The sequence below is a fragment of the Streptomyces marispadix genome, from assembly GCF_022524345.1.
Taxonomy (GTDB): Bacteria; Actinomycetota; Actinomycetes; order Streptomycetales; family Streptomycetaceae; genus Streptomyces; species Streptomyces marispadix.
In genome coordinates, this window is the sequence record NZ_JAKWJU010000002.1 from 1,642,028 (window position 1) to 1,663,108 (window position 21,081).

22 protein-coding genes and 1 pseudogene are annotated in these 21,081 nt (G+C 69.5%); 12 read left to right on the forward strand and 11 right to left on the reverse strand.

Annotated elements, in window-relative coordinates; genetic code table 11:
- Window positions 1–173: 173 nt before the first annotated feature.
- Complete coding sequence (locus tag MMA15_RS07045; protein WP_241058229.1) at window positions 174–1,232, reverse strand: zinc-dependent alcohol dehydrogenase family protein; 1,059 nt, start codon at window positions 1,230–1,232, stop codon at window positions 174–176.
- A 210-nt stretch (window positions 1,233–1,442) separates the two neighbouring features.
- Entirely contained in the window at window positions 1,443–2,582 is a 1,140-nt protein-coding gene (gene dusB, locus MMA15_RS07050) for a tRNA dihydrouridine synthase DusB (RefSeq protein ID WP_241063056.1), read from the reverse strand.
- Between the two features lie 370 nt (window positions 2,583–2,952).
- Here dusB and MMA15_RS07055 point away from each other — a divergent pair, with 370 nt between their 5' ends.
- The 5 genes from MMA15_RS07055 (at window position 2,953) to MMA15_RS07075 (ending at window position 7,284) form a co-directional block, all read left to right on the forward strand.
- A complete protein-coding gene (locus tag MMA15_RS07055) occupies window positions 2,953–3,957 on the forward strand; it encodes an aldo/keto reductase (protein ID WP_241058230.1) in 1,005 nt (334 codons plus the stop codon).
- A 49-nt stretch (window positions 3,958–4,006) separates the two neighbouring features.
- Window positions 4,007–4,597, forward strand: coding sequence for a TetR/AcrR family transcriptional regulator (locus MMA15_RS07060; RefSeq protein WP_241058231.1), 591 nt, complete (start codon window positions 4,007–4,009; stop codon window positions 4,595–4,597).
- Between the two features lie 68 nt (window positions 4,598–4,665).
- Complete coding sequence (locus MMA15_RS07065) at window positions 4,666–5,418, forward strand: phosphotransferase family protein (protein WP_241058232.1); 753 nt, start codon at window positions 4,666–4,668, stop codon at window positions 5,416–5,418.
- Between the two features lie 174 nt (window positions 5,419–5,592).
- Window positions 5,593–6,399, forward strand: a complete 807-nt coding sequence (locus tag MMA15_RS07070) for a hypothetical protein (RefSeq protein ID WP_241058233.1) — start codon at window positions 5,593–5,595, stop codon at window positions 6,397–6,399.
- A 246-nt stretch (window positions 6,400–6,645) separates the two neighbouring features.
- The gene (locus MMA15_RS07075; protein WP_308290516.1) at window positions 6,646–7,284 is read left to right on the forward strand and encodes a Uma2 family endonuclease; all 639 of its coding nucleotides are present in this window, start codon (window positions 6,646–6,648) and stop codon (window positions 7,282–7,284) included.
- Between the two features lie 141 nt (window positions 7,285–7,425).
- On the opposite strand, the gene MMA15_RS07080 is transcribed toward MMA15_RS07075, so the two are convergent.
- Entirely contained in the window at window positions 7,426–8,808 is a 1,383-nt protein-coding gene (locus MMA15_RS07080) for a glycine--tRNA ligase (protein WP_241058236.1), read from the reverse strand.
- 171 nt (window positions 8,809–8,979) lie between these two features.
- Between MMA15_RS07080 and MMA15_RS07085 the strand changes: the two genes are divergently transcribed.
- The 4 genes and pseudogenes from MMA15_RS07085 (at window position 8,980) to MMA15_RS07100 (ending at window position 12,465) form a co-directional block, all read left to right on the forward strand.
- Window positions 8,980–9,945, forward strand: a complete 966-nt coding sequence (locus MMA15_RS07085) for a metal ABC transporter substrate-binding protein (protein ID WP_241058238.1) — start codon at window positions 8,980–8,982, stop codon at window positions 9,943–9,945.
- Window positions 9,946–10,058: 113 nt separating this feature from the next.
- Window positions 10,059–10,850 (forward strand): metal ABC transporter ATP-binding protein, encoded by a 792-nt coding sequence (locus MMA15_RS07090; RefSeq protein WP_241058240.1) that lies wholly within the window; start codon window positions 10,059–10,061, stop codon window positions 10,848–10,850.
- Window positions 10,847–11,716 (forward strand): annotated as a pseudogene (locus MMA15_RS07095) (metal ABC transporter permease); the annotation flags it as partial. The gene MMA15_RS07090 and the pseudogene MMA15_RS07095, both read left to right, overlap by 4 nt.
- A gap of 332 nt (window positions 11,717–12,048) precedes the next feature.
- On the forward strand, window positions 12,049–12,465 hold the full coding sequence (locus MMA15_RS07100; protein WP_241058242.1) for a Fur family transcriptional regulator: 417 nt from the start codon (window positions 12,049–12,051) through the stop codon (window positions 12,463–12,465).
- Window positions 12,466–12,594: 129 nt separating this feature from the next.
- On the opposite strand, the gene MMA15_RS07105 is transcribed toward MMA15_RS07100, so the two are convergent.
- From MMA15_RS07105 to MMA15_RS28430, 4 genes are all read right to left on the reverse strand, one after another.
- Window positions 12,595–13,410 carry an isoprenyl transferase gene (locus MMA15_RS07105; protein WP_241058244.1) on the reverse strand — a complete coding sequence of 272 codons (816 nt, stop codon included), beginning with the start codon at window positions 13,408–13,410 and terminating at the stop codon, window positions 12,595–12,597.
- Between the two features lie 79 nt (window positions 13,411–13,489).
- Complete coding sequence (gene recO, locus MMA15_RS07110) at window positions 13,490–14,362, reverse strand: DNA repair protein RecO (protein ID WP_241058245.1); 873 nt, start codon at window positions 14,360–14,362, stop codon at window positions 13,490–13,492.
- Between the two features lie 224 nt (window positions 14,363–14,586).
- A complete protein-coding gene (locus MMA15_RS07115) occupies window positions 14,587–14,787 on the reverse strand; it encodes a hypothetical protein (protein ID WP_241058246.1) in 201 nt (66 codons plus the stop codon).
- A complete protein-coding gene (locus MMA15_RS28430; protein WP_277401478.1) occupies window positions 14,784–15,089 on the reverse strand; it encodes a hypothetical protein in 306 nt (101 codons plus the stop codon). The genes MMA15_RS07115 and MMA15_RS28430 overlap by 4 nt, the downstream gene beginning before the upstream one ends.
- A gap of 185 nt (window positions 15,090–15,274) precedes the next feature.
- Here MMA15_RS28430 and MMA15_RS07125 point away from each other — a divergent pair, with 185 nt between their 5' ends.
- Both MMA15_RS07125 and MMA15_RS07130 read left to right on the forward strand, forming a co-directional pair.
- The gene (locus MMA15_RS07125) at window positions 15,275–16,126 is read left to right on the forward strand and encodes a helix-turn-helix domain-containing protein (RefSeq protein ID WP_241058247.1); all 852 of its coding nucleotides are present in this window, start codon (window positions 15,275–15,277) and stop codon (window positions 16,124–16,126) included.
- Complete coding sequence (locus MMA15_RS07130) at window positions 16,107–16,313, forward strand: DUF397 domain-containing protein (protein WP_241058248.1); 207 nt, start codon at window positions 16,107–16,109, stop codon at window positions 16,311–16,313. The genes MMA15_RS07125 and MMA15_RS07130 overlap by 20 nt, the downstream gene beginning before the upstream one ends.
- A gap of 56 nt (window positions 16,314–16,369) precedes the next feature.
- Here MMA15_RS07130 and MMA15_RS07135 read toward each other — a convergent pair whose 3' ends face one another.
- The 3 genes from MMA15_RS07135 to MMA15_RS07145 all read right to left on the reverse strand — a co-directional run bounded on the left by MMA15_RS07135 (window position 16,370) and on the right by MMA15_RS07145 (window position 19,514).
- On the reverse strand, window positions 16,370–16,750 hold the full coding sequence (locus MMA15_RS07135) for a VOC family protein (RefSeq protein WP_241058249.1): 381 nt from the start codon (window positions 16,748–16,750) through the stop codon (window positions 16,370–16,372).
- A gap of 188 nt (window positions 16,751–16,938) precedes the next feature.
- The gene (locus MMA15_RS07140; RefSeq protein WP_241058250.1) at window positions 16,939–19,095 is read right to left on the reverse strand and encodes a tetratricopeptide repeat protein; all 2,157 of its coding nucleotides are present in this window, start codon (window positions 19,093–19,095) and stop codon (window positions 16,939–16,941) included.
- Window positions 19,092–19,514 (reverse strand): hypothetical protein, encoded by a 423-nt coding sequence (locus MMA15_RS07145; RefSeq protein WP_241058251.1) that lies wholly within the window; start codon window positions 19,512–19,514, stop codon window positions 19,092–19,094. The genes MMA15_RS07140 and MMA15_RS07145 overlap by 4 nt, the downstream gene beginning before the upstream one ends.
- A gap of 95 nt (window positions 19,515–19,609) precedes the next feature.
- Between MMA15_RS07145 and MMA15_RS07150 the strand changes: the two genes are divergently transcribed.
- Window positions 19,610–19,852: a hypothetical protein gene (locus MMA15_RS07150; RefSeq protein WP_241058253.1), complete on the forward strand. Its 243-nt coding sequence runs from the start codon at window positions 19,610–19,612 to the stop codon at window positions 19,850–19,852.
- Between the two features lie 279 nt (window positions 19,853–20,131).
- Here MMA15_RS07150 and MMA15_RS07155 read toward each other — a convergent pair whose 3' ends face one another.
- Entirely contained in the window at window positions 20,132–20,824 is a 693-nt protein-coding gene (locus MMA15_RS07155) for a TerB family tellurite resistance protein (RefSeq protein WP_372498199.1), read from the reverse strand.
- Between the last annotated feature and the right edge of the window lie 257 nt (window positions 20,825–21,081).

Sequence of the window (21,081 nt, forward strand, 5' to 3'; positions counted from 1 at the left end):
CCCGGCCGGGTTCGGGTCCCGGCCCGGGCCCGGGCCACCTGCCGACGTCGTCTGCCGCGGAGCATCCCGGCAGGGCGCTGCTCCTGGTCCCGGCAGACGTCACGGCAGGGCGTCGAGGATGAGCGGCGGGTCAGAGCGCCCCGCAAGAGGCGCCCACGCTCCCTCAGCGCGTCTCAGGATTTCGGCGACTCGGGCTTCACGACGGTCACACCCGGCGTCGCCGGTACGGGAATGTCCATCTCCATCAGCGCGGCAGGCGCCTCGTCCAGGTCGATCGTGCGCCGTACCAGCAGCTCGGGATGGAGCACCCCGGACTCGACGAGGCCCAGCAGCGCCGGGTACTCGTGCGCCTGGATGCCGTGGCTGCCGAGCAGCTCCAGCTCATGCGCGACGACCCGGTCCATCGGGATACGGGGCGACTGCTCGTCGGGCGGCAGCAGCCCCACCTGCACATGCCGTCCCCTCCTGCGCAGACTCCGTACGGACGCGCAGCAGGTACGCGGGTCGCCGAGGCAGTCCAGCGACAAGTCCGCGCCGCCGCGCGTGATTTCGAGAACGCCCGAGGCCGCGTCCTCCACATCGGACACGTCCACGGTCGCCTCGGCACCGAGGTCGCTTGCCACCTTCAGCGCCGCCGCCGAGATGTCCACCGCCACGACCCGCGCACCGCACGCCACGGCCACCATCACCGCGGAGAGCCCCGTACCGCCGCAGCCGTGCACGGCGACCCACTCACCGGCCGTGACACGGCCCTGCCGTACGACCGCGCGGTATGCCGTACCGAAGCGGCAGCCAAGCGCCGCCGCGGCGGGAGACTTCAGCGAATCGGGAAGCGGAACGAGATTGCCCTCCGCGTTGTCGATCGCGACGTACTGGGCGAACGACCCCCAGTGGCTGAAGCCCGGCTGCGTCTGCCGCTCGCACACCTGCTGGTTGCCCGTGATGCACTGCGTGCAGGTGCCGCAGCCGCACACGAACGGCACGGTCACGCGCCGCCCGACCCAGGGCAGACCGGAACCTGAACCGGCTGCCACTACCGTTCCCGCGAACTCATGGCCGCCGACGTGCGGCAGCTTCACATCCGGATCATGGCCCCGCCACGCATGCCAGTCGCTGCGGCACAGACCGGTGGCATCGACTTCGATCACCACGCCGCCTGGGGCCGGTGCGGGGTCGGGTACCGAACGGAGCGCGGGATGCTGCCCGAACTCTTCGTAGACGATGGCCTTCACAAGTGAGGAGTATCTCAGTGACCCGGCCTGCACAGTCCGTGATTAGCCGTACCGGACAAAACTTCAAATGGTCTCTACCAAGAACGGTGACACGGAGGTCAGAGGCGTAAAGGGCCTCAGGGGCTGGCCCCTCGACAGGATCGCGACGAGTGGGCGCGCGAGGGCGCACCGGGCCGGGCGTCCACCCCGGACCCGTCGCTGCGGACCGAATCAGCCGCCAGAGGTGTCCAGTTCGGCGTCCGCGCCGACGCCTCCCCCGCACTCGTACGGATCGTCGAGCCAGCCGTCGGGGAGCACGACCTTGTTGCGCGAGTGGGTACGCCCCCGTGGGCCGTCCGCCCCCCGCGGCCACGGCTCGTCCGGGTCGACGTCGTCGAGCAGCGCGGCCATCTCGTCCAACGAGCCCGCCACCGCCAGCTTCTGCCGCACCTGCGAACCGAGCGAGAACCCCTTCGTGTACCAGGCCACATGCTTACGGAAGTCGATCACTCCGCGGGCCTCGTCGCCCAGCCACTCCCCCAGCAGCGTCGCGTGCCGCAGCATCACCCGGGCCACCTCGCCGAAGCGGGGCCGCGCGTACGCCACTTCGCCCTCGCCCGCGAACGCCGCCACGAGATCGCCGAACAGCCACGGCCTGCCCAGACAGCCGCGCCCGACGACCACTCCGTCGCATCCGGTCTCACGCACCATGCGCAGGGCGTCGTCCGCGGACCAGATGTCGCCGTTGCCCAGCACCGGGATCTCGGGCACGGCCTCCTTCAGCCGTGCGATCGCGTCCCAGTCGGCGGTGCCTCCGTAGTGCTGGGCGGCGGTACGGCCGTGCAGGGCGATCGCCGTGATCCCCTCGTCGACGGCGATACGGCCCGCGTCGAGGTAGGTGAGATGGCCGTCGTCGATGCCCTTGCGCATCTTCATCGTGACGGGGAGGCCCCCGGCGTTGCCCACGGCCTCGTGCAGGATCGCGCGCAGCAGCGGCCGCTTGTACGGGAGTGCCGAACCGCCGCCCTTGCGCGTCACCTTGGGCACCGGGCAGCCGAAGTTGAGATCGATGTGGTCGGCCAGGTCCTCGTCGGCGATCATCCGGACGGCCTTGCCGACGGTCACCGGGTCCACGCCGTAGAGCTGGATCGAACGAGGACGCTCGCTGTCGTCGAAGCGCACGAGCTGCATGGTCTTCGCGTTCCGCTCGACGAGCGCACGCGTCGTGATCATCTCGCTGACGAACAGCCCTTTGCCGCCGCTGAATTCGCGGCACAGCGTGCGGAACGGCGCGTTCGTGATCCCGGCCATCGGCGCCAGCACCACGGGGGGCTGGACGGTGTGAGGGCCGATGTGGAGCGGCGGCGTCATGACGTCGGCGTCCTCCGAGACGTACGTACGGGGTGGGCGGATGTGCTGCCGGGCGGGCGCGACGCGGGGCGTGCGCCGGGCGAGCCGGGCGGCGCCTGCGAGGCGGCTTCCCATTGTCGCGCATACGGAAGGTGCGGGCGGGAGGAGCGGGGAGGGGGCGGGGGCCGGAGCTGGGCGCGAGGGGCAGCGGGGCGGGGTACCGGGCGGGGCGCTGACAGATGACAACTGACCGATGACAACTGACGGATGGCAGGCGGCAGATTTCAGGTGACAGATGACAGATAACGGCTGACACTATTCAGATGACAGATTTTGATATCTGTCATCTGTCATGCCATCCTCGTCAGTGCCACCCCGGAAGGAGCGCACGATGCAGACCCGCAAGCTCGGCACCACCGGCCCCCGCACCTCCGCCCTCGGCCTCGGCTGCATGGGCATGTCCGCCCTCTACGGCCCCACCGACCGCGCCGAGTCCATCGCCACGATCCACGCCGCACTGGAGGCAGGCGTGACCCTGCTGGACACCGGCGACTTCTACGGCATGGGCCACAACGAACTGCTGATCAACGAGGCCCTGCGCACCGCACCCCCCGCCCGCCGTGAACAGGCCCTCACCAGCGTCAAGTTCGGCGCCCTGCGCACCGTCGAGGGAGGCTTCACCGGCTACGACGGCCGCCCCGAGGCGGTCAAGAACTTCGCCGCGTACTCTCTCCAGCGCCTGGGCACCGACCACATCGACATCTACCGCCTCGCCCGTCTCGACCCGGCCGTCCCGATCGAGGAGACCGTCGGCGCCGTCGCCGAACTCGTGAAAGCCGGTCATGTGCGCCACGTCGGCCTTTCCGAGGTCGGCGCCCACACCATCCGCAGGGCCGCGTCCGTCGCGCCCGTCAGCGACCTCCAGATCGAGTACTCGCTGATCTCGCGCGGCATCGAGGAGCAGATCCTGCCGGTCTGCCGTGAGCTGGGCATCGGCATCACGGCCTACGGCGTGCTCTCCCGCGGCCTCATCAGCGGCCACTTCTCCCGTGAACGGGAGCTGGCGCCGGGCGACTTCCGCGGCATGAGCCCCCGCTTCTCCGGCGAGAACCTGGACCGCAACCTCGCCCTCGTCGAGGCACTGCGACGAGTCGCGGACGGCAAGGGGATCACCGTCGCCCAGACGGCCACCGCGTGGGTGCTCTCGCGCGGCGAGGACATCGTCCCGCTGGTCGGCGCCCGTACCCGTGAGCGTCTGGCGGAGTCGCTGTCGGCGGTGGACGTTACTCTCGACGCGGACGATCTCGAAGCCATCGAGCAGGCGGTGCCCGCGGACTCCGCCTCGGGCGACCGCTATCCGGAAGCCCAGATGGCGCATCTCGACAGCGAGAAGTAGCCGCGTACGGCGCTGGGCGCAGGACGCGAACAGCGAGGACAGGGGGCCGATGGTGGCGGAAGCACTGACTCCGGAGCGCATTCTCGAGGCCACCGAGGACGTGCTGCGCCGCTACGGCCTCGGCAAGGCCACGGTGGTCGACGTGGCCCGCGCCCTCGGCGTGAGCCACGGCAGCGTCTACCGGCACTTCCGCACCAAGGCCGCCCTGCGCGAAGCGGTCACCCAGCGCTGGCTGGATCGCACCAGCGAGCGGCTCGCACCCGTCGCCGACGGATCGGGGCCCGCCGAGGACCGCCTCGACCGCTGGCTCAAGGGCCTCTTCGAGGCCAAGCGCCACAAGGCGGGCGACGACCCCGAGCTGTTCGCCACCTACTCGGTGCTCACCGGCGACCTGAGCGCCGTGGTCGAGCGCCACATCGGCGACCTCGTCGGCCAGCTCGCCCGCATCATCGAGGACGGCCGCCGGGAGGGCGTCTTCGCCAAGGAGCTGATCGGCGGCAATGCGGATACGGCCCGTGCGATCTTCCATGCGACGGCCCGCTTCCACGACCCGGCATACGCCGCCGAGTGGTCCCGGCCGGGCACCGACGAAGACTTCACAGCCGTGCGGACGTTGATCCTCCGGGGCCTTCGCTCCTGATGCCGGCACGGCGCCCGTCGAGCACCCACGAGGTCTCGCTGGGCCGCGCGGCGTGACCAAGCGCTTCGGTGACGGGGTTCGACCCGGAGGCCGAACGGGAGTGGCGCGCCCTGGAGTTGCTCGCCGAACACGCCCCTGGCCTGGCTCCCGAGCCCCTTGCGTACGAGCCCGCCGCCGGAGCACCGGTGATCAGGATGTCGCGGCTGCCGGGTGCGCCGCTGCTCGGCCAGCCGCTCGACGAGGCGGCAGTCCACGCCCTCACAGCGGCGGTGAGGGCGCTCCACTCGGCGCTGCCTCCCCCGGTCCTCGCTGCCGTGCCTCGAAGGCCGGTCCTCGTAAGGGCGTTGAGGGCGCGGATCCGTTCGTGGACGCCACTCGTCCGGGTACCGGCGAACGGGCAGACGCGCGCCGCGCTGGATCTCGGGCTGCGCTGGCTCGCGGGTTCCGACCTGGACGAGGCCGCTCCCGATGTACCTCAGGTCTTCGGTACAGGCGACGGCAATCTCGCCAACTACCTCTGGGACGGCTCAGATGTGCGGATCGTGGACTTCGAGGACTCGGGCCGCAGCGACCGCGCCTTCGAACTGGCCGAGATCACCGAGCATGTGGGTTCCTGGATCGACGGGCCTCTCGATGTCGCGGCGTTCCTGCGGGGTTTCGCGCTGACGGCGGCCGAGGCCGCCCGGCTGCGGAAGTGCCGCCGCCTCCTGGCCCTCGTATGGCTGTTCCTGCTCTGTCTCGACGAGACACGAGAGCAGCCCCGGAACCCTCCGGGCACGGCCCGACGGCAGGCCCGCCGCCTGCGTGCGCTGCTGGACTAGAGCGCCCGGCGGACAATGGCTGGGGTATGGCAGGCCACACCCCAAGTGGATGGCAGACCCCAGTGACCGGGCGAGCGCCGGTGCGAAATGGTCGTCGGCATGACATCAACGTCACGACCCACCAGCACGCATGGAGGGACTCGATCCGCGGGTATCCCCGGTCGTGCGTTCGCTGTGCTCGTCGCTCTCGCTGCGGTCCTCGTCCCGGCTTTCATTCTCGCCCCCGGCCCGTTGGCGGCGGGCATGACCGGCGGCGGCCTCGACGATCAGCGCATTCTCATCGACAGCCTCTCCGAGTCGTTCGTCGACTACTGGAGTTCCGGCGACCGTGACCTTCCCCCGGGCTTGGAGAGGGCTGTCGATTACTGGCAATACCACCACGTGATCAAGGCCGTGATCGCTGCGATCTTGCTGATCGTGCTCATTGCGCTCGGCGTTCTTCTCTGGAGGGCATTTCTGCGGGCCGACGGGCTCGGGTCGGGAAGCAGGGCCGCTCTCGCGTCGGCCGGGGCTGTCGTCACGGCACTCGCGCTGTGCTCGTTGGTGACGGCAGAGGCCAACATGCAGGATGCGATCGCGCCTTTCTCCTCACTGCTGTCGCAGCTTCCGTTCCACGCATCCCACGGAGAACTCGCCGATACGCTCGATCAAGTCAGGCAGCGCCTGGCCGACTATCCGGACACAGGTGACCGGACTCCGCTTGCCCTCAAGGCGATGGTCGGCGACTTCTCCCGGTTCCACGCGGTGAGAGTCGTGACGGCCACGACTGTGGCGGTCGTCCTCGTCGGCATGAGTGTGGCGTCGTGGAAGAGGTCTGCGAGAGCAGGGGCGTCCGAGAGGCGAGCGAGGCGCGTGTTCAGGTCGTTCGGTCTTCTCTCCGCCTTGTTGTCGCTGGCCGTCATCGTTGTCGCAGTGGCGAACATCACGGTCACAGCCGACCCGGCGCCGGCACTCCTGGGCTTGTTCAAAGGCGGATGGTGACGGGCCGCCGTCACGGGTACCGGCCACCGCGCTGTTCGTTGACGGCAAGTCGGCTCCAGCCGTTCCCACTCCGCGTCGGTCACATACCCCGCCCCCATGCCGACCACGACGAGCCGGCAGCACGGCGGCACGGCAGTCACATGCCCCGCCGGACACTGCCTGGAGCGCCCCCGCCCGTTGTCAGTGGTCGCGAATACTCTGTGTGACGTCTGGATCACTCAGCACGAAAGGCGCATCATGACTGTGATGCTCGAACGACCGACGCCCATAGAGACCCCCGACGGCCCGCCCGACTTCGAGGCGCTGTGCCGGACGCTGCTGAGCATGGAGGTGCCCGACGGCTACCGGGCGGAGATCATCAGGGGGAGCATCGTCGTGTCGCCGTGGTCGAGGGCGTTCTATCTGTCGGTCATGCGGTCGGTTCGCAGGCAGCTCGAGCCACATGCACCCGAGGGCCAGATCATCGACGCGGCGCCCTTCCTCTTCTCGTTCCCTCACCAGGAGCGGGCCTACGGGCCCGATGTGTACGCGGCTGAGGAGCGCGCCTTCCAGAGTCACGACCGGTACGTCGACGGCGAAGCACTCTCGCTGGCTGTGGAGTTGACCTCCGCAGCGACCCGGAAGGCTGACCTGGAGGACAAGGTCACCGTCTACGGCATGGCCCAAGTCCCCGTCTATCTCCTGCTGGACATGCAGGAGGAGTCGGCGACGGTCTACTGGGCGCCGAGCGCGAAGGGTTACACGTCCCATCTCACGGTGCCGTTCGGCAAGTCGCTGCACGTACCGGCGCCGTTCGACTGCGAGTTGGACACCACGGGGTTCGGTGCGCCCGCAGAGCGGGAGGACGGGCAGAAGGGGGCGGGCGGGCAGCCGGAGGCGGGCTGACGGAGACCCGCGAGAGGCGGTCACCAGGGGCAGCCGGTCACACGGCGACGGGGCTGCCCCGCCCAGTGGCGGAAGCAGCCCCGGCTCGTCTCGTCGCGAACTCGTCGCGGTGCGCGGCCCGTCGGCAGGTCGGCCGCCCGCTCAGCAGCCCAGAAGCCGCCCGGCGAGGTAGCTCTCCATCTGGTCCAGCGAGACCCGGTCCTGCTTCATCGTGTCGCGCTCTCGCACCGTCACGGCGTTGTCGTCGAGGGTGTCGAAGTCGACGGTGACGCAGAAGGGGGTGCCGATCTCGTCCTGGCGGCGGTAGCGGCGGCCGATGGCCCCGGCGTCGTCGAACTCGATGTTCCAGTGCTTGCGCAGCGCCTCGGCGAGGCCGCGCGCCTTCGGCGACAGCTTCTCGTTGCGCGACAGCGGAAGCACCGCCACCTTCACGGGGGCGAGCCTCGGGTCGAGCCGCATGACGTTGCGCTTCTCCAACTTGCCCTTGGCGTTGGGCGCTTCGTCCTCGATGTAGGCGTCGATCATGAAGGCGAGCATCGCGCGGTTGACTCCGGCGGCCGGTTCGATGACGTACGGCACCCAGCGCTCGCCGGCTTCCTGGTCGAAGTAGGACAGGTCCTGCCCGGACGCCTTGGAGTGGGCGGTGAGGTCGAAGTCGGTGCGGTTGGCGACGCCTTCGAGTTCGGAGAACTCGCTGCCGCCGAAGTTGAAGCGGTACTCGATGTCGGCGGTGCGCTTGGAGTAGTGGGAGAGCTTCTCCTGCGGGTGCTCGTACCAGCGCATGTTCTCTTCGCTCAGGCCGAGGTCGGTGTACCAGGACCAGCGCTGCTGCATCCAGTACTCGTGCCACTTCTCGTCCTCGCCCGGCTTGACGAAGAACTCCATCTCCATCTGCTCGAACTCGCGGGTGCGGAAGATGAAGTTGCCCGGCGTGATCTCGTTGCGGAAGGACTTGCCGGTCTGCGCGATGCCGAACGGCGGCTTCTTACGCGAAGTCTGCTGTACCGCCGCGAAGTTGGTGAAGATGCCCTGCGCGGTCTCCGGCCGCAGGTACGCGACGGAGCCGGCGTCCTGCGTCGGGCCGAGGTGGGTGGAGAGCAGCCCGGAGAACTGCTTGGGCTCGGTGAAGCCGCCCTTGTTCCCGCAGTGCGGGCAGTTGATGTCGGCGAGACCCTGGGCCGGGAGGCGCCCGTGCTTCGCCTCGTAGGCCTCTTCGAGGTGGTCGGCGCGGAAGCGCTTGTGGCACGAGGTGCACTCGGTCAGGGGGTCGGTGAACGTGGCCACGTGGCCGGACGCCTCCCACACCTGCGGTGCCAGGATCACGGAGGAGTCGATGCCGACGATGTCGTCACGCGAGGTGACCATGGCGCGCCACCACTGACGCTTGATGTTCTCCTTCAGCTCCACACCGAGCGGTCCGTAGTCCCAGGCGGCGCGCTGACCGCCGTAGATCTCACTGCACGGGTACACGAAGCCACGGCGCTTGCTCAGGCTGACGATGGTGTCGATCTTGTCGGCGGCCACAGTGCTCTCTTCATCAACGGCGGACGGAATACTTCAGGTTACCGATCCATGAGGGGGGCGGATCAAATCGGTTCGGCTATCGGTACGGCGACCGATCCCCGGGTCCGCTTGAGCGCATCTCCGACCATCTCCATTTGACAATCGTTTCCAAGTAGTCTGAAAATGAGTGTCATGAACGCTTCTCGTCGGCTCATATCGACCCTCGCCGCCACCACCGCGCTCGGCGTCGGGACGCTCACCCTCACCTCCTGCACCACCGACGACTCGGCGGAGGGGCAGGCCGACGGGAAGGTGCACGTCGTCGCGTCGTTCTATCCCCTCCAGTTCCTCGCCCGGCAGATTGGCGGGGAGCACGTCAGCACCGAATCCCTCACCAAGCCCGGCACCGAGCCGCACGACCTGGAGCTCAGCCCCCAGCAGACCGGGCGGCTGTCCGACGCCGACCTCGTGGTCTACCTCAAGGGACTCCAGCCCGCCGTCGACGAGGGCGTCCAGCAGGCCGCTCCGGAGCACGTCGCCGAGGCCTCCTCGTACACGACGCTGGAGAACCACAGCGTGGACGTGCACGGCGAGGACCAGCACGGCGAGCACGGCCATGACTCGCACGGGGCCGAGAAGGGAGGCGGCGGCGACCCGCACGTCTGGCTCGATCCGCTGCGCTACGCGCAGATCGCCGACGGCGTCGCGAAGGAACTCAGCCAGGCCGACCCGGCACACAAGAAGGACTACGCGAAGAACGCCCGCGCCCTCACCGGACGGCTGAAGTCGCTCCACGGGGAGTTCAAGAAGGAACTGGCGCGGAAGAAGACCGACACCTTCATCACCACGCACGCCGCCTTCGGCTATCTCGCCGAGCGGTACGGGCTGCATCAGGCGGCCGTCTCCGGCGTCGACCCGGAGTCCGAGCCGAGCGGCGCCCGCATGAAGAAGCTGCACAGCGTCGCCAAGGCGGGGCACGTCGACACCGTCTTCTTCGAGTCGGGCGCCAGCGACAGGACCGCGAGGACGCTTGCGAAAGATCTGAACCTCAAGACAGGGGTACTCAGCCCCCTGGAGAGCGTGAAGAAGAACGAGGACTACTTCTCGGTCATGCACCAGAACCTCATCTCGCTGAAGACCGCGCTCGGCGCCGACTGAGCCCGCACCTCACCGCCGGCCCCGCACCCCGTCCTCGCACGGCAGGCTCCGGCACCGCCCACCCGGACCCGACCGTGCCGACCCGATCCCCACCACCGAGGAAGGCCCCGCACATGGCCGCACCCCCGCCCGTGATGTCCCTACGGGGCGCCACCGCCTCGCTCGGGGCGCGCACCGTGCTGCGCGGCGTCGATCTGTCCCTGGGCCCCGGCGAAGCGGTGGCCCTCCTCGGTGCCAACGGCTCGGGCAAGTCGACGGCGATACGTGCCGTCATCGGCCAGGTGCCTCTCACCGGGGGCGAACTGGAGCTGTTCGGCACCCCCTTCGCCCGGTTCCGGGACTGGCGCCGCATCGGCTACGTGCCGCAGCGCACCACGGCCGCCGCGGGCGTGCCCGCCACCGTGCGCGAAGTCGTCTCCTCCGGCCGTCTCGCCCGTACGAAGCTGCGCCCGCTGGGCCGCGCCGACAAGGCCGCCGTGACGCACGCACTGGAGGTCGTCGGGCTCGCCGACCGCGCCCGCGACTCCGTCAACGCGCTCTCCGGAGGCCAGCATCAGCGCGTACTCATCGCCCGCGCGCTGGCAGGCGAGCCCGATCTGCTGATCATGGACGAGCCGCTTGCGGGCGTGGACCTCCGCGCCCAGGACGTGCTGGCCGAGGCGCTGCGCGAGCAGGTCTCACGCGGCACGGCGGTGCTGCTCGTCCTGCATGAGGCAGGCCCCCTCGCCCCGCTGATCGACCGGGCCGTGCTGCTGCGCGACGGCCGCGCCGAGGACGTCGCCGACCCAGGGCGCCTGCACGACCTGGCCTGCCATCCCCACGACGCCCATGACGCCGGGGCAGCCGCCGCGGCCATCCAGAGCGGACTGACCGTGAGCGAAGCCGACCCCGGGACGCATGTATGACCGAGCTGCTGCACTACCCGTTCATGCAGCGAGCCCTGCTCGCGGCACTGCTCGTCGGGATCGCCGCACCCGCCGTGGGCATCTACCTCGTACAGCGACGGCAGGCGATCATGGGCGACGGCATCGGGCACGTCGCGCTGACGGGCGTCGCCCTGGGTTTCCTGCTGCGCACCGATCCGGTGTGGATGGCGGTCGCCGTCGCCTCGCTGGGCTCGGTCGCGATGGAGCTGATCCGCTGGTACGGCAAGGCTCGCGGTGATCTGGCGCTCGCGATGCTCTTCTACGGCGGCATGGCGGGCGGCGTCATGATCATCAACCTTGCGCCCAACGGCTCCAACGCGAGCCTCACCACGTATCTGTTCGGCTCGATCACGACCGTCTCGGACTCGGATGTGTTCGCGATCGTCTGTCTGTCGGCGTTCGTGCTCGCCGGGTCGCTGGGGCTGCGGCGGCAGCTCTTCGCCGTATGCCAGGACGAGGAGTTCGCACGGGTCACGGGGCTGCCGGTGCGTGTATTGAATCTGCTGCTGGCGGTGACCGCGGCGGTGACGGTGACCGTGGCGATGCGGGTCGTGGGGCTGCTGCTGGTGAGCGCGCTGATGGTGATTCCGGTGGCGGCGGCGCAGCAGGCCACCCGCGGCTTCGCGAGCACGCTGGGGCTTTCGGTGCTCTTCGGGGTGGCGGTGACGCTGTCGGGTACGACCGTCTCGTACTACGGGGACGTGCCGCCGGGCGCCAGCATCGTCGTACTGGCGATCGCGCTCTTCGCCGTCGTCACGGGGCTGGCGGCGCCGATCGCCAAGCGTCGGGCGGCAGTTCGGGGCGGGGCGCCGGGAGGTGACGTCGCGACGAGCGGCGCCGACGGCGCGGTCCGCGACGACCGCGCGGTGGCGGTCGCGGGCGCCGGGCGGCCCGGCGCCCACCGCACGAGGTCCCAGGACCGGAACGCGGCGGCACCCGGCGGCGGCAGGGTCACGACGGACGACGAGGGCGGCAGGGACCCCGACGGAGCCGAACGAGCCAGAGGGACCCGGGGAAGCGGAAGCGCCGAGGGCGTCGAGGGAGCCGAAGGCACTGCGTAGATCCGTGGTTTCAGGGCGTGAGCGTCCGTACCGCCGGTGCCTGGCACAATGACCGGGCAGATGCAGTGCGTGCAAGGCGTGTGAAGGATCGAGTGGAAACGAGTGGAGGCGTCAGCGTGGCCACCGCAGGTCCCCCCGTCCGCGGCCGGTCGACTCGGCAGCGGGCCGCCGTATCGGCGGCGCTGGCCGAGGTCGAGGAGTTCCGCAGCGCACAGGAGCTTCATGACATGCTCAAGCACCGCGGGGACTCCGTCGGACTGACCACCGTCTACCGCACGCTCCAGTCCCTCGCCGACGCCGGCGAAGTCGACGTACTGCGCACCGACGACGGTGAATCGGTCTACCGCCGCTGCCACAGCGACGACCACCACCATCACCTCGTGTGCCGCCACTGCGGCAAGGCCGTCGAGGTGGAGGGCCCGGCCGTGGAGAAGTGGGCGGAGTCGATCGCCCAGGAGCACGGCTTCGTCGATGTCGGGCACACCGTGGAGATCTTCGGTACGTGCGGGGAGTGCGCGTCGGCGGGCAAGTGACCGGCGGCGCCGACTGCCCTGCCGAAGCCCGGCGTTGACGCCGCCGTAGAGACCCTTAGAGATCCTTGGACACCCTTAGACCCCCGTAGACACCCGTAGAGAAGCAGAAGGCGCCCAAGACGCAGGCGCCTAGGCCGACTTCGCCCCGCCGTCACGCGCACCGCCGAAGCGGCGGTCGCGCTTGGCGTACTCAAGGCAGGCACGCCACAGGTCGCGGCGGTCGAAGTCCGGCCACAGCACGTCCTGGTAGACCATCTCGGCGTAAGCGCTCTGCCAGATCAGGTAGTTGGACGTGCGCTGCTCGCCGGACGGGCGCAGGAAGAGGTCCACGTCGGGCATGTCCGGGTAGTAGAGATACCTGGCGAAGGTCTTCTCGGTGACCTTCGACGGGTCGAGCTTCCCGGCGCGTACGTCCTCGGCGACGGCCTTGGCCGCGTCCGCGATCTCCGCCCGGCCGCCGTAGTTGACGCAGAAGTAGAGCGTCATCGCGTCGTTGGCGACGGTCTGTTCCTGCGCGACCTGCAACTCCTTCACCACGGACTTCCACAGCTTGGGCATCCGGCCCACCCAGCGGATGCGGATGCCCAGTTCGTCCATCTCGTCGCGGCGGCGGCGGATCACGTCGCGGTTGAAGTTCATCAAGAAGCGCACCTCGTCGGGCGATCGCTTCCAGTTCTCGGTGGAGAAGGCGTACAGGGAGAGGTTCTTCACCCCCAGCTCAAGGCAGCCCTTGAGCACGTCGAGCACGACGCCCTCGCCGACCTTGTGGCCCTCCGTGCGCGGCAGGCCCCGCTGTTTCGCCCACCGGCCGTTGCCGTCCATGACGCAAGCCACATGGTTGGGGACGAGTTCCCGCGGGATCTCGGGCGGGCGCTCACCGGAGGGGTGCGGCTCGGGCGTGACGTACTCGCGACGCTGCCTTTGCAGCATTGCGCGGCGGGCCATGGTCGTTCAGCTCCAGGGATGTGACGGGGTCGGGTGCGGGATGCGCGGGGACACGGCGAGCGTAGCCGACCGCTCCGCGTCACCGCCGGTCAGGACCGGCGGGCTCCGGGCTGGGGCCAGGTTCGGTCCCGGGGCGTACGGGAGGGCGCCCGGGGCCCGGTTGAGACTCCGGTGGCCGGTCCGCCCGCCGGTCCGGGCGTCCCGGCGTCCGGTCCACGTAGCGCAGCGAACGCAGCCCCCGCTCCATGTGCCAGTGCAGATACGCCGATACGAGGCCGGTGCCCTCCCTGGCGTGCCTGGCCTCACACGCGTCGGCCGTCGCCCAGTCGCCGGTGAGCAGCGCGCCGAGGAGGCGCAGCGTCTCCGGCGACGGTACGACGCTGCCCGGCACCCGGCAGTCGCCGCACACCACCCCGCCGGAGGCGACGGAGAAGAAGCGATTGGGGCCGTGCAGACCGCACTTGGCGCAGTCGTCGAAGCTGGGCGCGTAGCCGCCCATCGCCAGTGAACGCAGCAGGAAGGCGTCGAGCACCAGCCCCGGCGCGTGCTCCGCCGCGGCCAGTGTGCGCAGCCCTCCCACCAGCAGCAGATACTGCTGCACATTGGGCTCGCCCTCGTGGTCGGTGAAGCGCTCGGCGGTCTCCAGCATCGCCGTGCCCGCGGTGTAGCGCGCGTAGTCGGTGACGATGCCCTGCCCGTACGGTGCGATGGTCTCCGTCTGCGTGCACAACGGCAGCCCGCGGCCGATCAGTTCACTGCCGCGTGCGAAGAACTGCACGTCGACGTGGCTGAACGGCTCCAGCCGCGCCCCGAACTTCGACTTCGTACGCCGCACTCCCCGCGCGACCGCCCGCACCCGCCCGTGCCCGCGCGTGAGCAGAGTGATGATCCGGTCCGCCTCACCCAGCTTCTGGGTGCGCAGCACTATGCCGTCGTCGCGGAACAGACTCATGGGGGCAGTATCGCGTACGGGCGGGGGGGGTGGGGGTTGGGCGCGGGGGCGCCGGAGGGGGGAGCGGGCGCCGGGCAGATGATGGATAACGGATGACGGATAGCAGATGACAGATATCGAAATCTGTTATCCCTTAGCTGTCATCCGCTACCTGTCATCCGTTACCTGCTCCCTGTCACCTGTCATCTGCCATCTGCCATTCGTCGCCTGCCATCTGTTACTTGTCATCTGTTGCCCGTCACACCCAGCGCCAGAGTGAGCTGGGCGTGCAGCGCCTCCGCCTCGGCGGGCGACAGGCGCAGATCGAGGTCGGAGTGGTAGACGCCGTCCGACAGCAGCCACAGCGGCACGCTGATGCGCCCGTCCTCAGCGATCCGCACGGGCTTGGCCGGTACGCGGTCGATGCGCCAGCCGCGCAGCGTCACGGCCGCTCCTCTACGCGCCATGCGGTACGGAGTACGGCGGAGAGCCTGCGCGCGGTGTCGGCGTTGCAGTTGCCCAGCGCCACCAGCGGGAGCCGCGGAGTGGCGGCGAAGGCGGGCAGCTCGACGCCGATGGACGGCAGCGTGATGCCGTGGGCCGCGAGGGCGTCACGCAGCTCGGTCACGCAGTTCTCGACGTCGTCGGGGTCGTGTGCGGGGCCGTCGGCCGAGTCGTCGTGAGCGGCGTTGCCGGGGCCGGGCTCCCAGCCGAGGTCGTGATCGTGGCCGTGAACGGGGTCGTACATGGAGCCGCACCTTCCTGTGCGTAGTGTGACGAACTCCTCACACTCTGCTGCCGATTCGCGTAACGTGCCAGGGGTCCGGGCTCCCGGCCGCGACGTGCGGAAGGCACGAGCGGCGCCGTGGAAGTGCGGAGACCGCCGGTGCCCGGAAGGAACGACGAATGCTGCGCACGGAACGGCGGTGAGCCATGCCCGGCCCCAAGGACATCGACGGCTCGGCGAGCCTTCCGACCTTCTACGGCAAGGAGTTGCGGTGGAAGCGGGAGCAGGCGGGGCTGACCCAGCAGAAGCTGGTCGACGGCAGCTTCTACGGCGCGAGCCATCTCAGCGAGATCGAACGGGGCGAGCGGCGCATGCCGCTCGATCTGGCACGGCACGTGGACCAAGTCCTTTGCACGGACGGATTTTTCGCGCGGCGTTGTGAGGACGTACGGAAGGCGAGGCGGAGCGGTCACGCGGACTACTTCGAGAAGGTGCTTGAGGCGGAGAAGCGGGCGGAGACCATCGAGGAGTGGTGTCCCACGCTGATTCCGGGGCTGTTGCAGACGGAGTCGTACGCGAGGGCGGTTCTTGAAAGCACCCAGGTACTTGGGTTTTCGGATGGCGTCGACATCAAGGTCGACGCCCGGCTGGCGCGTGCAAGTCTCTTCGAGGACGATGAGACGCCGCTGTACTGGGTGATCCTCCATGAGTCGTTGCTACGGCAACCCATCCTCCGCCCGCAGGAAATGGCCGAACAACTCGCTCACATTGCCCAGTTGGGGAAACGCCACCGAGTCATTCCCCAGATCCTCCCGTGGAATGCCGGGGCGCATCCACTCGTTCTCAGCAGCGCCACGATCATGACGTTCGCCGATGCGCCGCCCATGGTCTACACAGAGGCCACGTACAGCGGAGACACCATCGACGATCCGGGGACCGTGCAGAAGTACCGGAGGTCGTACGATCTGCTCAGGGCCGTCGCACTGTCCCCGAAGGCGTCCCTGGCCATGATCGAGACTGCGGCGGAGGGCTACCGAAATGACAAGCGGCCAGGCTGACTTGAGCGACGCGAAGTGGCGCAAGAGCAGCCACAGCAACCCTGACGGCGGCAACTGCGTCGAGGTCGCGGACGGCCTCAAGGGTGTCGTCCCTGTACGCGACAGCAAGTCCCCGGAAGGCCCCGTCGTGATCGTCGGCGCACGCGCCTGGTCGGCCTTCATCGGCCTTGTGACGCACGGCAGTTGAGTATCTGAATGAGGTCGGGAGGCAGTCGCTGAGAACGGCGACCTGGCCGATGTCCCTCAGAGTGGTGCGAGGCGGGCCTTGAGCAGGCAGAACTCATTGCCTTCTGGGTCCATCAGGACATGCCACTGCTCTTCCCCGGTCTGGCCGATGTCGGCCGGACGGGCGCCGAGCTTCAGCAGGCGTTCGAGTTCGGCGTCCTGATCGCGGTCGGTGGCGTTGACGTCGATGTGCAGCCGGGACTTGCCCTTCTCCGGCTCGTCCCTGCGGCTGAGGATGATCGTCGGCTGCGGACCGCCGAACCCTTCGCGCGGACCGATCTCCAGCGTGCCGTCGTCCTCGCTGTCGAGCACGACGAAGTCCAGTACCTCGCACCAGAACCGCGCCAGCACCTCGGGCTCGCGGCAGCCGAGCACGAGTTCACTGATACGACATGCCATGACGAAACCCGCTCTCAGCCTGGGAACTGCCGGTGGGCCCTACGCGAACCGCATGGGCTCCCAGCAGTGAGAACAACTCCGCGACCGTACCGGACGAGGTGAGCACGAGCGAAGTGATTTCAGGGGCCGGCTCCGGACAGCCGAGGCCGTTGGCGGGCGCAGCGGGAAAGCCGACTTCGAGACACGGCCTAGCTGTTCGCTCCCGGGGTGTCGTCGCCGGTCGGCGGACGGCCGTTTCGAAATTCCTCGACGAACTCATGGCTGCTGCGCGTATGCGGATGCTCAGCGCCCAGGGACCTCTCGCGTCGATCCGCGACCTCGATCATCAATTCGGTCGCCGGGACCAACTCGCCGAGGGCGTAAAGACTTCTGGCGTACAGGGTCTGCGTGGACAGGGTGAGCGAGTGATCGGGCCCGTGACACCGCAAGTAGTCTTCGGCGGCCGCACGCCCCTCGTCCCTGGCCGCCTCGTAACGACCCAAGGTGAAGAGGGCGAAACCGTAGTTGAGTCGCGCGTGCAGGGTGACGGCGTGCTCTCGACCGAGGTGGGTAGCGCACTCTTCCGGCAAGGGAACTTCCGACCTGTCGATCTCGTCGGCCAGTTCCGCGAAGGGAAGCCCCGCCAGCAGATGGGACCGGTCGCGCAACGTCAGCGGATGGCCGGGGCCGAGCAGTTGCTTTCGGCCCGCCACCGCGCGGCGAAGCAAGGCAAGCCCTTCGGGAGTCTGATCAAGCTGTAGCAGCGGCATGTAAAGCGCCTGACAACTGCTGAGAGTGTCCAGATCCTCAGCGCCGAAAAGCCGTTCCCGAACGGCGAGCAGCCGGCGATGCACGGCGACCGACTCCTCGTACCGCCCCAAGCGCAGCAGCGCACGGGCGACCCGTTCCTCCGCGGTCAGAACCAGCCGGTGTTCCCCTCCCAGCGTTCGCTGCGCCAACGGGCCCGCCGCGGAAGCGAGTTCGAGCGCCGCCTGGTAATCGCCGTCGCGGTGCAGGGAGATGGCGAGCCGAATGGCGACGTCCAGCGCCTCGGCTACGGTCGGCTCGTCGTCCGCCTGCCGCAGCAGAGCCAGGACATGGGGCGCCAGCAAGCGCATCCTCACGTCGTTCTGGCCGGGTTCGGGGACGGCAGGAACGACGGCGTTCAGCAGTTTTCCGGCTGCGGCGCGGAGGGCGGGAAGCTGCGGGGCCGGAGTCCCTGCGGCGACGCTGGCGAGCAGTACGCCGTGGGTCTGTATGCAGCGGACGCCGACGTCGACCAGAGCCGTGAGTGAGTGGTCCAGCAGTCCGCGCAGCGCGGCTTCGGCCCGCGCCGGAGACAGTACTGCCGCCAGTTCGGGGCCGTTGAGCAGGGACAGCGGCAGGGGGTCCGACCCGTAGCAGGCGAGCAGTTGCAGCAGCGCCGTGGACTCGGGGGAACCCTGTGCGGCGAGTGCGTCGAGAGACAACTGCCAGGTGCGGCTGACCAGTTGGCGGGAGTCCTCGCCGGGGAGACGGACGGCTCCCCGGTCGATGAGACCTACCTGTCCGCCTCCGTCGAGGCGGGATCCGTACTGCTTCATCGTCCAGGGCTCGATCACCTGGTGGGAGAGGAAGCCACCCGCGAGGGTGAGTGCGAGCGGCAACCGCCCAAGTTTTTCCGCGATTTGGGCGGCGTCCTCGGAGGTACCCGCTTCGGGCGCCAGGTCGCACAGGACTTGGGCCGCCGCCTGCTGCGGCAGTACGCCGACGTGGTGCAGCTCGGCGTAGGGCCACCAGTGCGGCGCCGATTGACGGGTGCTGACGAGGACGGTGCCACGTGGGCTGGTACGCAACCAGCCGTCCTGGAGGATCGAGGGGTCATCGGCGTTGTCGAGCACGAGAAGCCAGGGTTCGTCGGACTGGTCGAGCCGGTCCCAGACAAGGTCGGCCGCTGCGCGCAACCCGCTCCGTGCTGCTTGCAGTTGGCCTTCCGTGGCCCCTCTGTCCGCTGCGACGGCGAGCATGCCGCCGCGCAGCGTCGCCATGTCCGAGGCATTCACCCATAAGCCGACGCGGTCGGCACCGGTCGTAGCGTGCTGGAACAGCGCGTACGCGACCGTGGTCTTGCCGCACCCTCCCATTCCGTGAAGCACGTAGACCTGGTCGCGGGTGCCCGCGTCGATCGCTCCGCATAAGCGGTCCATGAGCTGTTCGCGGTCGCGGAGTGCCACCGGAGGACGGCCGAAGGCCGGTCGGCGTACCGAGTCCGGGCCGTATCGCGCCTCGACGGCTTCATGGTGGTGGTGCTCGGTGATGTGCTGGTCGCCGGACGCCTGGTAGACGCGGCCCGCATCATGAGCGCGGCCGTCCATGGCGCCGCTCATGCCTCACCGCCCCGCTCTTCGATTCGCTGGTCGCGTCCGGCCTGGTAGACCCTGGCGTTGCCCGAGGCGGTCGCATGTTGCGTCACTGCCGGACCGGCCGCATCACCCGTGTCGATGTCCCGGAGGAGTGCGCGGAGTTCCTCGGCCGCGTCGGGCCGGGCCACCAGCAGGCGCCGGATACGGCCCTGCCACTCCGCCTGGAGTTCTTGCCTGGCGTCCGGGTCCCCGTCCGGCTCCGAAGCCAGCAACTCCTCACGGGTGGCTTCGAGTTCACCGGAGACCATGTCGGCACGTCCCGGGTGCACGCGACGCCAGAGCGAGGTGACGGCGTCGCGTGTGCGTTCCCACGCGTCCGTGGCCATCAGGGTGACGAGGGTGGTCCCTGCGGTACTTGCCAGTGCCGTGATCTCCGGATCCACAAATCCCCCCGACCGTCGCGCCGCGTGCTGACGCGCTCACCCTACGACGCACCGCGAAGCCTCTGGCAAGACCAGGACCTGATCCTGCGGTCGCCGTGGATGACCTCCGCATGCGGGCCGACGCCGCCCGTGATCTTGCTGGCGGCGTCGCCCCCCTGCCGTCAGAAACAAACCCCCTCGCCGTCGGGTCTGGTCTCTGTGTTCGGTGTTCCACCGAGGGCCACACCGTCTGGAACTATCCGCTGCCCGAGGCGACGCGCCCCCGCTGGCTCGCGGGCGGCGGCAACCGCGTCTTCGTGATGAACGACCACGCCCTCTACGCGCTGCCGGTGGTCTGAGCACGTTCGGGACATCGCCGGTCGGTGCAGGGGCGGTCTGGGCTCATCGGGGCCGGGACGACGGCCGGAACTCGGCGGCCGGGTGTCAACGCGCCACGGCCTTGCGGCGGTTGCGGCGGTTGCGGCGGTTGCGGCGGTTGCGGCGGTCGTGCCCGTTGCGGCCTCATGCCGGGCGCGGCCTGAAAGAGTCGCGCCCGGAACGAGCAGGGCCCGGACGCCGGGCCCGGACGGAGTCAGGCCGGGAACGAGTCGCGCCCGGAAGAGCCGGGGAGCCCGGGGTCAGTGCGGCGTACGTGCCTGCGTCAGCAGCCGGTCGACGTCGGCGTCCGCGAGCTGTAGCGACCGGCCCACCGCCGCCAGCGCCTCCCGCTCCTGTGTGCAGTACGGGCCGTCGGCCAGGGCGATCCGGGCCCCGTGCAGCAGCAGGGACTCGCGGCCGGCCGAGGCCAGGTGCGGTGCGAGCGGGGCCAGGGCCTCGTGGAGTTCGATCTCGGCGGAGACGCTGTCGGCCGCGGTGTCGCGCTCGGCGGTGAGAGCGGCGAGGAGCGTGAGGAGCTGATCCTCGGTGCAGTTCGTGTAGCCCGCGTCGCGGACGGTCTGCACGGCGGCCTCACGGGTGGCGCGGTTCTCGCAGCCGCCCGCGGTGAGCACGGTGAGCGCGATGGCGTACACGGCGTCGCGCAGCAGGACCGACAGACGGTTGGTGGTGGGGTGGTCGAGGGCCTCGGTGCCGAAGTGGCCGTGGCAGGCGGCGCATTCGAGTACGGGGGCGACGTGGCCTCGGGAGAGCAGCGGCACGCCCAGCAACACGAAGCGGCGCCTTCCGGTGCGGCGGCGGTAGCTGCGGTCTCCGCCGCAGCCGGGGCAGAAGAAGTCCCCGTCGTCCACGGTGTGCCAGCTTGTGCGTACACCTGCCAGACGTCCGCCTGGACTCTGTCGCTGCCGGTCACGGGAGTATCTAGCCCCGCCCACGCCGTACCTCCGTCACGATTCGGCCACGCTGCCGTGAGCGTGATGTTAACCACAGCGGAAGTGCGGCGTCAGCACCCCGTTCCGGACGATTACAGCGGTACGCGGCTGGTCCGCGGGCGCGGAGACGGACGCGGAACGGGCGCGGGCCTCACCCGGAAGTGGGTGAGGCCCGCGGAACGCTGCGATGACGCCCTTGGGAGGCGGTTCGGGACGGCGCCGGGAGGGCCGCGGCGCGAGGTCATACGCCCGCGTGTGTA

Excerpts from the sequence above, each read along its gene's own strand:
- dusB (WP_241063056.1), bottom strand. The coding sequence starts at position 2,582 with ATGACGCCGCCGCTCCACATCGGCCCTCACACCGTCCAGCCCCCCGTG.
- MMA15_RS07055 (WP_241058230.1), top strand. The coding sequence starts at position 2,953 with ATGCAGACCCGCAAGCTCGGCACCACCGGCCCCCGCACCTCCGCCCTC.
- MMA15_RS07060 (WP_241058231.1), top strand. The coding sequence starts at position 4,007 with ATGGTGGCGGAAGCACTGACTCCGGAGCGCATTCTCGAGGCCACCGAG.
- MMA15_RS07075 (WP_308290516.1), top strand. The coding sequence starts at position 6,646 with ATGCTCGAACGACCGACGCCCATAGAGACCCCCGACGGCCCGCCCGAC.
- MMA15_RS07085 (WP_241058238.1), top strand. The coding sequence starts at position 8,980 with ATGAACGCTTCTCGTCGGCTCATATCGACCCTCGCCGCCACCACCGCG.
- MMA15_RS07090 (WP_241058240.1), top strand. The coding sequence starts at position 10,059 with ATGGCCGCACCCCCGCCCGTGATGTCCCTACGGGGCGCCACCGCCTCG.
- MMA15_RS07105 (WP_241058244.1), bottom strand. The coding sequence starts at position 13,410 with ATGGCCCGCCGCGCAATGCTGCAAAGGCAGCGTCGCGAGTACGTCACG.
- recO (WP_241058245.1), bottom strand. The coding sequence starts at position 14,362 with ATGAGTCTGTTCCGCGACGACGGCATAGTGCTGCGCACCCAGAAGCTG.
- MMA15_RS28430 (WP_277401478.1), bottom strand. The coding sequence starts at position 15,089 with ATGTACGACCCCGTTCACGGCCACGATCACGACCTCGGCTGGGAGCCC.
- MMA15_RS07125 (WP_241058247.1), top strand. The coding sequence starts at position 15,275 with ATGCCCGGCCCCAAGGACATCGACGGCTCGGCGAGCCTTCCGACCTTC.
- MMA15_RS07130 (WP_241058248.1), top strand. The coding sequence starts at position 16,107 with ATGACAAGCGGCCAGGCTGACTTGAGCGACGCGAAGTGGCGCAAGAGC.
- MMA15_RS07135 (WP_241058249.1), bottom strand. The coding sequence starts at position 16,750 with ATGGCATGTCGTATCAGTGAACTCGTGCTCGGCTGCCGCGAGCCCGAG.
- MMA15_RS07140 (WP_241058250.1), bottom strand. The coding sequence starts at position 19,095 with ATGAGCGGCGCCATGGACGGCCGCGCTCATGATGCGGGCCGCGTCTAC.